The organism is Streptomyces sp. 1114.5 (assembly GCF_003635085.1).
Classification (GTDB): domain Bacteria; phylum Actinomycetota; class Actinomycetes; order Streptomycetales; family Streptomycetaceae; genus Kitasatospora.
In genome coordinates this window covers 1,313,894-1,328,076 of record NZ_RBXE01000002.1, presented here as the reverse complement: position 1 = coordinate 1,328,076, position 14,183 = coordinate 1,313,894, and the positions used below count along the sequence as shown (strand labels likewise).

At 72.0% G+C, this 14,183-nt stretch carries 11 protein-coding genes; 6 read left to right on the top strand and 5 right to left on the bottom strand.

Going from position 1 to position 14,183, the window contains the following annotated elements:
* Positions 1–2 precede the first annotated feature (2 nt).
* Positions 3–1,004, bottom strand: a complete 1,002-nt coding sequence (locus BX285_RS29070; RefSeq protein ID WP_097235182.1) for a carbohydrate ABC transporter permease — start codon at positions 1,002–1,004, stop codon at positions 3–5.
* A gap of 196 nt (positions 1,005–1,200) precedes the next feature.
* Positions 1,201–2,478 carry an extracellular solute-binding protein gene (locus BX285_RS29065; protein ID WP_121178722.1) on the bottom strand — a complete coding sequence of 426 codons (1,278 nt, stop codon included), beginning with the start codon at positions 2,476–2,478 and terminating at the stop codon, positions 1,201–1,203.
* A 310-nt stretch (positions 2,479–2,788) separates the two neighbouring features.
* Here BX285_RS29065 and BX285_RS29060 point away from each other — a divergent pair, with 310 nt between their 5' ends.
* Positions 2,789–3,292: a GNAT family N-acetyltransferase gene (locus BX285_RS29060; protein ID WP_097235184.1), complete on the top strand. Its 504-nt coding sequence runs from the start codon at positions 2,789–2,791 to the stop codon at positions 3,290–3,292.
* A gap of 66 nt (positions 3,293–3,358) precedes the next feature.
* Here BX285_RS29060 and BX285_RS29055 read toward each other — a convergent pair whose 3' ends face one another.
* Positions 3,359–4,423, bottom strand: coding sequence for an aldose epimerase family protein (locus tag BX285_RS29055; protein WP_121178721.1), 1,065 nt, complete (start codon positions 4,421–4,423; stop codon positions 3,359–3,361).
* A gap of 190 nt (positions 4,424–4,613) precedes the next feature.
* Positions 4,614–7,523, bottom strand: a complete 2,910-nt coding sequence (locus BX285_RS29050; RefSeq protein WP_121178720.1) for an AAA family ATPase — start codon at positions 7,521–7,523, stop codon at positions 4,614–4,616.
* A gap of 419 nt (positions 7,524–7,942) precedes the next feature.
* Between BX285_RS29050 and BX285_RS29045 the strand changes: the two genes are divergently transcribed.
* From BX285_RS29045 to BX285_RS29035, 3 genes are all read left to right on the top strand, one after another.
* Entirely contained in the window at positions 7,943–8,890 is a 948-nt protein-coding gene (locus BX285_RS29045) for a terpene synthase family protein (RefSeq protein ID WP_121178719.1), read from the top strand.
* Positions 8,891–9,190: 300 nt separating this feature from the next.
* The gene (locus BX285_RS29040) at positions 9,191–10,714 is read left to right on the top strand and encodes an aldehyde dehydrogenase family protein (protein ID WP_121178718.1); all 1,524 of its coding nucleotides are present in this window, start codon (positions 9,191–9,193) and stop codon (positions 10,712–10,714) included.
* A gap of 273 nt (positions 10,715–10,987) precedes the next feature.
* The gene (locus tag BX285_RS29035; protein ID WP_097235190.1) at positions 10,988–11,311 is read left to right on the top strand and encodes a nuclear transport factor 2 family protein; all 324 of its coding nucleotides are present in this window, start codon (positions 10,988–10,990) and stop codon (positions 11,309–11,311) included.
* 109 nt (positions 11,312–11,420) lie between these two features.
* Here BX285_RS29035 and BX285_RS29030 read toward each other — a convergent pair whose 3' ends face one another.
* Positions 11,421–12,641, bottom strand: coding sequence for a serine hydrolase domain-containing protein (locus tag BX285_RS29030; RefSeq protein WP_257032280.1), 1,221 nt, complete (start codon positions 12,639–12,641; stop codon positions 11,421–11,423).
* Between the two features lie 112 nt (positions 12,642–12,753).
* Between BX285_RS29030 and BX285_RS29025 the strand changes: the two genes are divergently transcribed.
* Positions 12,754–13,272 carry an NUDIX hydrolase gene (locus BX285_RS29025; protein ID WP_121178717.1) on the top strand — a complete coding sequence of 173 codons (519 nt, stop codon included), beginning with the start codon at positions 12,754–12,756 and terminating at the stop codon, positions 13,270–13,272.
* Between the two features lie 71 nt (positions 13,273–13,343).
* On the top strand, positions 13,344–14,165 hold the full coding sequence (locus BX285_RS29020; protein WP_121178716.1) for a TetR/AcrR family transcriptional regulator: 822 nt from the start codon (positions 13,344–13,346) through the stop codon (positions 14,163–14,165).
* Positions 14,166–14,183: the final 18 nt, after the last annotated feature.

Sequence of the window (14,183 nt, the reverse complement as noted above, 5' to 3'; positions counted from 1 at the left end):
CCTCAGCCGTTGGCCTGCTCGTTGCGGGCGAGCCAACGCCGGTAGAAGGCGGTGAAGACGATCAGGATGGACAGCAGGATCACGCCGTAGGCGGCGGACTGCGCGTAGTCCCGGGGGATCTGGCCGAAGCCGAGGCGGTAGGCCCAGGTGACCAGCAGCTGGGCGTCGGGCGCGCCGGTGCCGAACAGCAGGAAGATGACGTTGAACTGGTTGAACGTCCAGATCACGCCGAGCAGGACGACGGTGGAGGAGACGGAGCGCAGCCCGGGCAGGGTGACGAACCGGAAGCGCTGCCAGGGGGTGGCGCCGTCCATCTCGGCGGCCTCGTACAGCTCGGCCGGGATCGCCTGCAGGCCGCCGAGCAGCGAGATCATCATGAACGGCACGCCGGCCCAGGTGTTCACCAGGATCGCGGCCGCCTTCTGCGCCCACGGCTCGGTCAGCCAGCCGGGCTCGGGCAGGTGCAGGGCGGAGAGGATGCCGTTGACGACGCCGCCGTCGGCGAGCATCAGGCGCCAGGAGAAGACGGTGACGAAGGTGGGTACGGCCCAGGGCAGGATGAGCAGCATCCGGTAGACGGCACGCCCGCGCAGTTTCTTGTTGAGCAGCAGGGCGAGGCCGAGGCCGAGGGTGTAGTGCAGGAAGACGCAGCCGGCCGTCCAGGCGATGGTCCAGACGAAGTGCGACCAGAAGCGGTCGTACGAGCCGGGGCCCCAGAGGATGTCGGCGTAGTTGTGGAAGCCGACGAACTCGTAGCTGGCCGGGATCTGGTTGACGCCGATCGTGCGGGCGACGTTGAGGCTGTTGGCGTCGGTGAGGGTGAGCCAGATGCCCTGGACGAGCGGGTAGATCACCAGCGCGCCGAGCACCAACACGACCGGGGCGATCATCGCGTAGGCATACCAGTGCTTGGCGTAGGAGCGCTTGACTCGTTCCAGCAGGCCCGGACGCTGCTCGCGCTCCCGGCTGCCCTTGCCGGTGGCGCCCTGCACGGCGACTGACATCGTTTGCACCTTCTCGGAGGGGGTTCTCGGGCTCCGGGGAGTCCTCGGGGGAGCCGACGGCCCGGCCGCCGGGGCGACCGACGGCGGCGGACAGATGACAGGCGACAGATGACAGATGATGAAATCTGTCATCTGTTATCTGTTCGCCGTCATCCGTCCATCCGTCGTCGGTCAGCCGGCAGGCCGGGCCCGGGGACTACTTGGCGAAGCCCGGCAGGAGCTTGGCGTAGTCGGTGGCGACGGTGTTCAGCGCGTCCTGGGTGCCGGTGCCCTGGACGGCCTTGCCCAGGTTGGTGCCGAGCGAGGCGAACAGCGAGCTGTACTCGGGCAGTTCGGGGCGCGGCTTGGCGCTGCTCAGGATGGACTGGAAGCCGGCGATGCCCGGGTCGGCCTTGACGTCGGCGGTGAAGGCGTCGGAGCGGGTGGGCAGGGTGGAGTTCTTCTGCGCGATGAACGCCTGGCTCTCGGCCGAGGTCATGAATGCGGCGAACTTCTCGGCGGCGGCCTTGTGGGACTTGTCGGCGCCGGCGTAGACGGAGATGTTGTGGCCGCCGGTGGGGGCGCCGGCCTTGCCGCCGGAGCCGGCCGGGACGGCGGCGATGCCGAGGTTGCCCTTGTCGGCGAAGGCCGAGCCCTTGTAGATGTTGGTGATCTCCCAGGGGCCCTGGATGATCGCCGCGACCTTGCCGCTGTTGAAGGCGTCCATCATGTGGGCGTAGGCGTCGGTGGTGACGTCGGCCTTGGCGGTGCCGGGCGAGGTGAACATCGTCTTGTAGGTCTCGACGGCCTTGACGGCCTCCGGCGAGGTGACGGTGATCTTCTTGCCGGCGGCGTCGACGGTGTCGGTGCCCTCGCCGAACAGGAACGGCATCGCGTAGTAGCCGTCGGCGGCCTTCAGCCAGAAGCCGTCCACGCCGGCCTTGTCCTTGACGGCGGCGGCGTCGGCCTTCAGCTCGTCCCAGGTCTTCGGGGCGTCGGTGATGCCGGCCTTGGCGAACAGCTCCTTGTTGTAGAGCAGGCCGAGGGTGTCGGTCACCAGCGGGACGCCGTACAGCTTGCCCTCGTACTTGGCCTGCTGGATCAGGCTCGGCTGGAAGGCGGAGGTGTCGGCGGCGGCCGGGGTGCCGTCCAGCGGCTCCAGGTAGCCGGCCTTGGCGAAGGCGGCGGTCCAGCCGACCTCGGAGCGGAACACGTCCGGAGCGCCCTTGGCCCCCATGGCGGTCTGCAGCTTGTTCTGCGCCTGGTCGAACGGGACGTTGACGAAGTCGACCTTGATGTTCGGGTTGGCGGCCTCGAACTTCTTGACGAGCTCCTGGTAGTTCGGTGCCTCGTTGGTGGCGTTCGAAGTGTCCCAGTACGTGAGGGTGACCGGCCCGTCGGCCTTGCCGTCCGAGCTGGAGCCGCTGCTGCCACAGGCAGCCATCGAGACCGCGAGGGCCACAACGAGGGCAGAGGCCGCGATGCCACGCCGCATGAGAACTCCTTGGGAGGGTGGGGGTGCCCGAGATGTTCGGAGACAGGCGCATAATGGCTGCCTCGTGCCGACCGCACCGTTGCTGCCGTCGGGCTCGGGAAGGAAGTTAACAGCGGTGAAAGATCGACGGAAAGTCCTTGCAGCAAGTTTCTGCAAGAAACGGGGATCGTTACATCCGCGTGTCCTGGACGTTGCCACTCGGTAGTTGACGCCGGCGCCGATTGCCCGGGTACGTCCGATTCGCCCGTCCCCCGGGCGGCCGGACAGACCACCCTGCGTGGCCGAAAGCTGCCTGCAGCAGACTGGGCGCATGCGCATCAGAGCCGTCACCAGGGACGAACTTCCGCTGCTGGCCGAGCTGGAACGGGCCGCCGGCGCGCCCTTCGCCGAGATCGGCATGCCGGAGATCGCCGAGGACGAGCCCCCGGCCCCCGGGGAGCTGGCGCACTACCTGGAACGGGGCGTCGCCCTGGTCGCCGAAGCCCCCGACGGAGCGATCGCCGGCTATCTGCTGGCCGAACCGGTGGACGGCGCGCTGCACGTCGAACAGGTCTCCGTGCACCCCGACCACGCCCGCCGGGGCATCGGCCGGGCGCTGATCGAGCACCTGGCCGGGACCACCGACGCCCCCGCGCTCACCCTCACCACCTTCGCCGAGGTCCCCTGGAACGCGCCCTACTACGAGCGCTGCGGCTTCCGCGCGCTGGCCGGGGACGAGCTCACCCCCGGTCTGCGCGAGATCCGCCGCCGGGAGGCCGAGCACGGCCTGGACCGCTGGCCCCGGCTCTGCATGCGCCGCGACCTCCGGCCGTGACCTGCAGAGACCCGGCCCACCGGGCCACCACCCGCTAGAGCCACGACCCGCTAGGGCCACGACCCGCTAGTTGGTTCCCAGCCGCAGCACGGTGGTCGAGCGGAACTCCTCCCCCGGCCGCAGCACCGTGCTCGGGAAGGCCGGGTGGTGCGGGGCGTCCGGAAAGTGCTGGGTCTCCAGCGCGATCCCGGCGAACGGGCCGTACGGAACGCCGCTCGTGCCGGTGACCGCGCCCTGGAACTTGTTCGCCGTGTAGACCTGGATGCCCGGCTCGGTGGTCAGCACCTCCAGGGTGCGGCCGCTGACCGGGTCCTCCAGCAGCGCCGCCCGCGCCGGGCTGCCGTCCGCCGGCCGGGCGCGCAGTACCCAGTTGTGGTCGTAGCCGCCGGGCCCGACCAGCTGCGGGTGCCGGTCGTGCACCGACTTGCCGATCGGCGTGGCCACCGTGAAGTCGAACGGCGTGCCGGCCACCGGCTCGGTCCGCCCGTACGGGATCTGCCGCTCGTCGGCCGGGGTGTACTCGTCGGCGTCCAGGGTGAGCAGGTGGCCGAGGACGTCGCCGCTGCCTTCACCCGCAAGGTTGATGTACGCGTGGTTGGTCAGGTTGACGACGGTCGGCTTGGTGGTGACGGCGTGGTAGCCGATCACCAGCTCGCCCGCCGCGTCCAGCATGTAGTCGACGGTGACGTCCAGCGCGCCCGGGAAGCCCTGGTCCCCGTCCGGGCTGTGCAGCCGCAGCCGCACCCCGCCCTCGACCGGCTCCGCCGCCCACATCCGGTGCGCGAAACCGTCCGGCCCGCCGTGCAGCGTCATGCCGCCGCCGGTGGAGGCCAGCTGGTGCTCCACCCCGTCGATGGTGACGGAGGAGCGGTCGATCCGATTGGCGTACCGGCCCACCACCGTGCCGTAGTGCCGGGCCGGGCCCAGGATCTGCGCCAACTCGTCCGTCGCCAGCAGCAGTTGGGCGGAGCGCCCGGAACGGTCGGGGGCGCTAAGGGTGTGCAGGGTGGCGCCCAGGGTGAGCACGCTCGCCTCGTACGGGCCGGCCGTGAGCGTCCAGCGCCCGATCGCGGCGCCCGCCCCCGAGCGGTCGAGGGGTTCGTGCCGCACGCTGGTGGCCTCACTCGCCATGGCCTGCTCCTCACTGGCGTCGGCCGCGCACCGCGACCGCCCGGTTCCTGGTCCGTCGGGGGCTCGCCGTGCCGCCCCGTGTCCGTCAGCCTAACGACGGCGCCGCCGTACGAGCGCCGCCGTACGAGCGCCGCCGCCGCACGGTGCAGCGCGCCCGTACGCAGCGCCGCCCCCGTACGGAACGCCGCCCCTACTCCTCCCCGTCCTCCTCCGCCCGGCTCGCCTCCCGCTGCTTCGCCGGCAGCCCGAGCGCCGAGGCCAGCCCGTCCGGCCCGCTGCCCGCCTTGCGGTAGACGGCGGCCAGCCGCCGGTTGACCAGGCTGATGTGCACTCCCAGCTCGTCGGCGATCCGCTGCGGCGGCACGCCCTGCACCGCCCGCTTGGCGACCTCCAACTCCGGCCCGCTGAGGCTCTCCAGCGTGTCACCGAAGTCGCGCAGCCCGAGCCGGTTGGGCCGCAGGCCGTAGTTGGCCAGCTCGCGCCGCGCCCGGTCGACCAGGCCCTCCGCCGAGCAGTGCTGGGCCAGCTCGATGCCCTGGTACAGGTGCTCCTGGGCGTCCTCCAGCCGCCCGACCCGGCGCAGCGCGGCACCGAGGTCGACCAGCGCGACGGCGTGCTCGTACCCCGCCGGGGACTGCCCGAGGTGCTGCACGGCCTGCTCCAGCAGCTCGACCGCCTGCTGCCCGTCCTCGACCTGTGCCCGCAGCCGCAGCGCGCTGCCGATCGCCGAGGCGATGCCGAAGGTGTGCGCGTCCCGGACGGCCTTGAGGGCGTGCTCGCGGGCGCGCTCCGGCTCGTCGTCGGCGAGGGCGACGGCGAGGTGGCCGGCCCAGGGCGCCCAGACGGTGTTGCGCCAGCCGCGGATCTCCAGCTGAGCGCCGGCCTCGGTGAGCGCAGCGGCCGCGCCCGCGTACCGCTCCTTGGCGACGAGCAGCTTGCCGTACAGCGAGGCGGCGTCCGGCAGCACCATCGCGGTCGCGTGGTACGGCGGGTGGAAGCCGAAGTCGTTGGCCAGCTCCCAGGCCTCCTCGACCCGGCCGCGGGCGATGAGGGTGTCCACCAGCACACCGACCGCGTCCCAGGCCAGCGGCAACCGCGCCCCGATCCGCTCGGAGATCCGGTACGCGCGGCGCAGGAAGTCCTCGGCCTCGGCGAGCAGGCCGCGGCGGAACCGGGCCAGGCCCATCAGGAAGTACGCGAAGCCCCGGTGGGCGCCGCTCCAACCGGCCAGCTCGAACTGGATGATGGCGTCCGCGGCCAGCCGTTCGGCCTGCGCGATGCGGTCGTTGTAGATGTACGTCAGGCTGAGCATCGAGGGCAGTTCGAAGCCCCAGGTGGTGTCGGTCCAGCCGAGGCCCTTGGGCAGCCGACCGCCGTCGAGGACCTCGTCGGCGAGCGCCAGCGCCTCGGTGGAGGCGTCGCCGCGCAGGGTGAGGTCCCAGGCGCGCATGGCGAGCACGGCGCGGTCGGCGGCTTCCCGGCCGGTCAGGCTGCGGCACATCTCGCCGAGCCGGGCGGAGCGTCCGGGGCCGTCCTCCTCGGACTTGCGGAAGGCGTGCCACATGAACGAGGCGGCCTGGAGCCGCTGCCGTCCGGCCGGGTCGGCGGTCTGTTCGGCCTCGTCCTGGCAGACCAGGGCGGCCTCGCCCAGTTCGCCGCTGTGGGCGAGCACTTCGGAGAGCCGGAAGGTGGCGTCAACCCGCAGTTCGGGGCGGAGGGGTCCCTCGTCCGGGTCGAGTGCGAGCTTGAGCTGGTTGACGGTGGCGACGGGGTCGGTGAGCAGTGCGGAGCATCCGAGTTCGTACATCACCTCGGCCTTGATGTCGTCGGCGGGCGGCTCTTCGAGCGCGCGGTGCAGGCAGCGCTGGGCGGCTTCGGGGGCGCCGATGAGCTGGTGTTCGACGGCGGCGCGGCGCAGTTTCTTGACGATCCGGTCGTCGCCCTCGCCGGAGTGGGTCTCGACCAGGTGGCGGGAGGCGGCCAGCAGGCCGAGTCCGGCGTTCTCGATCTCGACGGCGGCGATGCCGTGCATGCCGAGGCGGGTGGCGTCCGGCATGGTGTTGTAGATGGAGCTGCCGATCAGCGGGTGGACGAACTCCAGGTTCCCGTTGGGGGCCTGGGTGAGCACGCGTTGCTTGCGCAGCTGCTTGATGGACTCCCGGGCGGCTTCGCTGCTCTGGGTGGAGATCCGGGTGGCGAGGTCGATCCGGATGTCGGTGCCCAGCATGGCGCAGGCCCAGGCGAAGCGCAGGGTGCTGGCGCCGAGCTGGTCCAGCCAGCTCTTGAGGGTCATCCCGGTGGCGTCGACGGCGAGTTCGCGCAGCTGCCGGGAGTTCTCCTCGACCGGTTCGAGCTCCTGGTCGCGGACCTGGTCGAGCAGGCGGCCGGCCTCGAAGGGGTTGCCGTTGACGACGTTCCAGAACTCGTAGCAGAAGGCGTCCTCGGCCTTGTCGCCGAGTTCGGCGCGGATCATGTCGGTGACGGAGCTCAGGTTGAGCCGGTTGAGCTCGTGCTTGCGGCCCTTGAGCGCGAGGACGTCCCTGCGCAGGCGGTGGGTCTCGGCGGGCCAGTCGCTCTCGTCGTCGCGGAAGGCGAAGACGAGCAGCACGGGGAGCATGTCGGAGCGGACGGCGAACTTGGCGAGCCAGGACAGGGATTCGGCGTCGGCCCAGTGCAGGTCGTCGACGATCATCACCATCGGTGCGCGGCGCGGTGCCAGCTGGGTGAGGACGTAGTCGAGGCCGTCGCGCACGCCCTGCGGGTCGAGGCGGCGGGCGCCGGCCTTGGGCTGCTTGAGGCCCATGGCCGGTCCGACGACCTCCTCCCAGGTGCCCATGACCTGGTGGAACTCGTCCGGCTTGAGGTTGCTGAGCACCGGCTGGAGCAGCTGGCGCAGGACGTGGTAGGGCTCCTTGAACTGCCGTTCGCCGCCTCGGGCGAACAGCACGGTGGCGCCCTCGCGGACCTTGGCGATCCGTCGGACCTCGTGCAGCAGGCTGGTCTTGCCGATGCCGGGGCGGCCGGAGAAGGTGAGGAGGTCACCGATCTCGGTGCCGCCGGCGGCGAATTCGCGGCACAGCCGGTCGACGGCGGTCTCCACCTACCGCAGTTCGGCGTCGCGGTCGCGCAGCCGGATCCGGGGCGCGGTGGCGTCGCCCTCTCGGCCGGAACCGAGTCCTGCCCGAAGTTCGTTCTGCTGCTCGGTCACCGTCGCGCCTCCGCCTCGCCTGATTCGCGTCACAGCTCCATCACTGTGTGGGGCCGAGGTTAGCGCTGTGCGGGCCCTCCCGTGCGGCATTCGTGCAGGCTGGGGCGGACGGTGAGGGTTCGGACGGTTTGCCAAGGGCAATTGCCCTATATCCCTAACGTCCGATCATTGCATCCGATACCCTACGGCCCTCAGACGCAGATGATCTTGCGAATACTCACCCTCATCATCTCAGCACCGCCGCGTCAACTCCCCCCACAATCAGTGCTCGAACCACAAGCGCCCCCGCCCTCCGCTGCACCGGGAGTCCGATGTCTGACGACACCTCACTTCAGATCCCGTTCCCGCACCGCCGCAGTCCGCACGGCACGTACGCCACCGCACGGCACCGCGACTGGCTGATCCGCCATCCGCTGCTCCAAGACGCCGACCACCCCGGTTACGCGCACTGGGAGGTGGTGGACCTCGCCGCGCTCGGCTACCCGGACGCCGGACCGGACGAGCTCGCCCTGGCTGCCGACCTGATGGGCTTCTACTTCCTCTTCGACGACCAGTTCGACGGCCCGCTCGGCCGCCGCCCCTCCGAGGTCGCCCCGATCTGCGAACGCCTGATCGCCGTCCTGCACGGCGCCCGCCCCGACCGGGGCTCCCCGGTCGAGACCGCCTTCGCCGACCTCTGGAACCGCAGCGCGCACGGCATGGCCGCGCGCTGGCAGGCGCGCGCGGCCTACAACTGGGAGTACTACCTGGCCAGTCACCCCGCCGAGGCGGCCGGCCGAATCTCCACCCGGCCCCCCGACCGGGACGGCTACCTCGAACTCAGACGGGGCACCGCGGCGATGGAGACCATCTTCGACATGGTCGAACGACTGGGTCAGTTCGAGGTCCCCGCCGCCGTCCTGCACCACCCGGTGCTGCGTCAACTCCGCCAGCTGGCGGCCGACATACCGTCACTGAGCAACGACGTGCGGTCCTACCCGCTGGAGGCGCCGCGCGGGGACGTCAACAACCTGGTGATGATCGTCCAGCGCGAGCGCCGCTGCACGGCCGAGGAGGCCTGCGCCGCGGTCATCGCGGAGGCCCAGCTGATGGTCGAGCGCTGCTCCGAATTGCACGGCCGACTCCCCGACGTCTACCGGGAGTTGGGCCTGTCACGGATCGAACGCACGATCGCCCAGCGGTACGCGGACGGGCTGCTCACCTGGCTGGCCGGCTACCTCAGCTGGGAGGCGCGCACCGGCCGCTACCACTCCGTCTGACGTCCGCCGCCCCCAGCTCTCAGCCCTCCGCCCGGCGCGCGGGGCCGGCCGGAACGCCGGAAACGACCGGCCCGCCGGGAGCGAGCGGAACGCGCACCCTCCGTACGGGCCGGACGTACGGACCGTAGCCGCGCGCGCGTCCGACGGCTATCGTGCTCGACGGCGGACGCCCCGACCGGGAGTCCGACCCTGTGCGTGTCCAGCCCCTCCCGCCGGGCCGCCCCCGACCGGGCGGTCCGGCGCGCCGTCTCCGGCCCTCCCGCCGGACGGCGCCCGACGACGCGAGGAGACACCAAGAGCATGACGGTCTACCAGCCCCCCGGCGCGCCCGGCAGCATCGTCGCCTACCGCTCCCGGTACGAGCACTGGATAGCCGGCGGATGGACGCCCCCGGTGCGCGGCGAGTACTTCGGCAACCCGACGCCGGTCACCGGCGAGGTGTTCACCGAGGTCGCCCGCGGCACCGCCGAGGACATCGAGGCCGCCCTGGACGCGGCCCACGCCGCCGCCCCCGCCTGGGGCCGTACCCCGGCCGCCGAGCGGGCCCAGGTGCTGCTGCGCATCGCCGACCGGATCGAGGCCAACCTGGAGCAGCTGGCCGTCGCGGAGAGCTGGGAGAACGGCAAGCCGGTGCGCGAGACGCTGGCCGCCGACCTCCCGCTGGCCGTGGACCACCTGCGGTACTTCGCCGGTGCGCTGCGCGCCCAGGAGGGCGGCCTCTCCCAGCTGGACGAGGACACCGTGGCCTACCACTTCCACGAGCCGCTGGGCGTGGTCGGCCAGATCATCCCGTGGAACTTCCCGATCCTGATGGCGATCTGGAAGCTCGCCCCGGCGCTCGCGGCCGGCAACGCGGTGGTGCTCAAGCCCGCCGAGCAGACCCCGGCCTCGGTGCTGCTGCTCGCCGAACTGACCGCCGACCTGCTGCCGCCCGGTGTGCTCAACATCGTCACCGGCTTCGGCGAGGAGGCGGGCGCCCCGCTCTCCGCCAGCCCGCGGATCCGCAAGCTCGCCTTCACCGGCGAGACCGGCACCGGCCGGCTGATCGCCCGCGCGGCGGCCGACAACCTGATCCCGGTCACCCTGGAGCTCGGCGGCAAGAGCCCCAACCTGTTCTTCGCGGACGTCGCCGACGCCTCGGACGCCTTCTACGACAAGGCCGTCGAGGGTTTCGCGATGTTCGCCCTCAACCAGGGCGAGGTCTGCACCTGCCCCAGCCGGGCGCTGATCGACTCCGCGATCTACGAGCGGCTGCTCGGCGACGGCCTGGAGCGGGTCCGCGCGATGCGCCAGGGCAACCCGCTGGACACCGAGACCCAGGTCGGCGCGCAGGCCAGTGTCGAACAGCTGAAGAAGATCCTCTCCTACTTCGAGATCGGCCGGGCCGAGGGCGCCAGGGTGCTCACCGGCGGCGAGCGCGCCGACCTCGGCGGCTCCCTGGCCGACGGGTACTACGTGACGCCGACCGTCTTCGAGGGCGACAACGCGATGCGGGTCTTCCAGGAGGAGATCTTCGGACCGGTGGTCTCGGTGACCCGCTTCGACGGCTTCGACCAGGCCGTCTCCCTCGCCAACGACACCCAGTACGGGCTCGGCGCCGGCGTGTGGACCCGCGACCTCAACACCGCCCACCGGGCCGGGCGCGCCATCCAGGCGGGCCGGGTCTGGACCAACTGCTACCACGCCTACCCGGCCCATGCGGCCTTCGGCGGCTACAAGAACTCCGGCATCGGGCGGGAGAACCACAAGGCCCTGCTGGAGCACTACCAGCAGACCAAGAACCTGCTGGTCAGCTACTCCCCCGACGCGGTCGGCTTCTTCTAGGGCGGGTTCCCCCGCAGAGGGCGGCGGGCCCCCGAACGGGTCAGGTCCCCCCGAACAGAGCGGGTTCCCCCGAAAGTGTGAAGCGGGAGACCGGTTCCGGTCTCCCGCTTCACCGCCACTCCCCGCGGCGGGCATGAGAGCAAAACGGCTTTTTCGGGATCTAAGCACATGAATCCTGCTATTTATCCCGACGCGCCGTCGACATTCCCGGACGAACCCCGCGAACGCCTTAGAACAGGACTCCCCGAACCCCCTCATCACCAGGAGTCCCGCATGACCATCGCCGTCTCCAAGCTCTCCGACCCGGCGGTCCGCGCCTTCGTCACCGCGATCAACGCGGGCGACCGCCAGGCCTTCGACGCGACCCTCACCCCCGGCGCGACCATGTCCGACGACGGCTCCGACCGCGACCTGGCGGACTGGACGGAGCGTGAGATCTTCGGCGCCGGCGGCCGGATGGCCGTCCAGACCGAGTCGGACGGCGGCCACGCCCTGATCGCCAACTTCACCAACGACACCTGGGGTGAGATGCGCACCGCCTGGCGTTTCACCGTCGACGGCGGGAAGATCAGCCGCTTCGAGACCGGCCAGGCGTAGGGCCCGCCAGACGTAGGGCCCGCCAGACGTAGGGCCGTCCAGGCGCACGACCGGCCAGGCGTACGGCCCGGCCAGTGGACCTTGCCGGACAGGCCCTTGCGCCCGCGACTCAGGACAGCCCCAGGCACCCCCGCACCGCGCGGATCAGGTTCCGTGAACGGACGTCCCCGGTCACGCCCGGCTGCATGCCGTTGGTGACGTAGCCGAAGCCCAGCCCCAGCTCCGGGTCGGCGAAGCCCAGCGAGCCGCCCCGGCCGGGGTGGCCGAAGCTCGCCGGGGAGGCCATCGGCGCGGTCGGGCCGTGCCGCCAGAAGCCCAGGCCGAAGGTGGAGTTGACGATCAGCACCCGGTCCGGCCCGCTGACCGCCGGTTCGACCGCACGGGCCAGCACCTCGGGCCCCAGTAGTGGCGGCAGCAGCACGCCGGAGCCGTCGGGACGGTCCGCCGCCCCGATCAGCGCCGCGTAGAAGCGGGCCAGCGAGCGGGCGGTGCCGATGCCGCCGCCGCCGGGGATCTCGGCGGCCTGCACCGCCGGATCGTTCATGTCCACCCCGGGGCGCACCGAGGCGAAGGCCCGCGCGGTCAGCGAGGTCGGATCCTGGTAGGCGTCCCGGACGGACTGCTTGGGCCGCAGCCGCAGCCCGCTCGGGCCGGTCCGGGCCGCCTCCGGGGCGGGCAGGTCGACCAGCTTGCCGACTCGCGGTGCGGCCCCGGCCGGCAGCCCGATCCACAGGTCCAGCCCGAGCGGCCGGGCGACCTCCTCGGCGAAGTACTGTCCGATCGTCCGACCGGTCACCCGCCGCACCACCTCGCCGACCAACCAGCCGAAGGTGTACGGGTGGTAGCCGTGCGCCGTCCCCGGCTCCCAGGCGGGGGCCTGGGCGGCCACCGCGGCGACCGCGCGCTCCCAGGTGAGCACGTCCTCCAGCCGCAGCGGCACGTCCAGCGCGGGCACCCCGGCCTCGTGCGAGAGCAGCCAGCGCACCGGCACCCCACCCTTGCCCTGCGCGGCGAACTCCGGCCAGTACGAGGCCACCGGCGCGTCCAGGTCGAGCAGGCCGCGCTCGACGGCCAGCAGCGCGGCGGTCGCGGTCATCCCCTTGGTCGCCGAGCGCAGCACCTGCGCGGTGTCCGCCGTCCACGGCACCGCCGGCGCGGGCCGCCCACCCACCTCGGGCCGGGCGTCACCGCCCCACAGGTCGACCACCTTGCGGCCGCGCACGTACAGTGCGAAGGCCGCGCCGAGCTCGCCGTACTCCGCGAAGTTCCGTGCGAACGCCGCTCGCACGGGCTCGAACCCCTCGGCCGTCTCGCCCCAGATCTCCACCACCGCGCGCCGCCTCCAGCCGTCCTGACCGTCATCGTCCGTCGTAGTCCGCCCATTGTTCGAAAGTTCGTGGGAATCCGTTCGAGCCGGGCCCCGAAACCCTAACCTGTCCCCCATGGCCAACCCTGCCGAAGAACTGCTGGACGTCGTCGACGAGCACGACCGGGTGATCGGGACCGCCCTGCGCGGAGAGGTCTACCGGCGCGGTCTGATCCACCGCTGTGTCTTCATCCTGGTCCGCGACCCGGCCGGGCGGATCTTCGTCCACCGCCGCACCGACACCAAGCTGTTCGCCCCCGGCGCCCACGACATGTTCGTCGGCGGCGTGGTCGGCTCCGGCGAGAGCTACGCCGAGGCCGCCGTCCGTGAGGCCGAGGAGGAGCTCGGCGTCCACGGCATCGTCCCGCGCCCGCTGTTCAAGTTCCTCTTCCGGGAGCCCGACGGCGGCAAGCTCGCCTGGTGGTGCGACACGTACGAGGCGGAGTGGGACGGCCCGGTCTCCCCGCAGGAGTCCGAGGTCGCCTGGCACGCCTGGCTCACCCCCGACGAACTCGCCGACCGCCTCACCCGCGACACCTTCGTCCCCGACGGCCTCGACGCCTACCGCCGCTACCTGGACTTCCGGGCCGCGTAGGGCGCGCCTTGTGGATCTTGTCGGATCAGGCCGCATGGGCCGCCGGACGACCGCCGGATAGGGTGGCGCGCATGGCCTCCCGCACGCCGTCCCCGACGGCCGACCGCGCAGCACGGACCTCCGCACCCGGCCGGGCGGCGGCCGGTGAGCGGCCGCGCCGCCGGCTGAGCGTGGACGAACGCCGGGAGCAGCTGATCGCGGTCGCCCTGGAGCTGTTCAGCCGGCGCCCGCCGGAGGAGGTGTCGATCGACGACATCGCCGCCGCCGCGGGCGCCTCCCGGCCGCTCGTCTACCACTACTTCCCCGGCAAGCAGGCACTGTACGAGGAGTCGCTGCGCCGGGCCGGGCAGGAGCTGTCGGCCCGCTTCGAGGAGCCCATGGAGGGGCCGCTCTCGGAGCGGCTGTACCGGGTGATGGGCCGCTACCTGGACTTCGTGCAGAGCCACGGCCCCGGCTTCGCCGCGCTGCTGCGGGGCGGCACGGTGGCGGCCAGCGCGGACACCTCGGCGGTGATCGACGACGTGCGCCGGGCCGCCCAGGAACAGATCCTGGCCCATCTGGCCGTCCCCTCGCCCAGCCCCGGACTGCGGCTGACCGTCCGGGCCTGGATCGCCAACGCCGAGATCACCTCGCTGGAGTGGCTGGGCGAGCGCTCGGTGCCGCTGGAGGAGCTGCAGCTGCACCTGGTGCAGGAGTTCGTCGCGGCGCTCACCCTCACCGCCGCCCGGGAGCCGGCGCTCGCGGTCGAACTGGCCTCCTTCCTCGCGGACGAGCACCCGCAGGGACCGACCGGTCGCCTGGTTCGGGACCTCGCCGGGCTGTTCGCCGTCCCGGGGATCCTCGACGCGGTCACCGCGCTCGGCACCGGGTCCCCGGACGAACCGACGCCGTAAGCGTTGCGCACGGCAGCG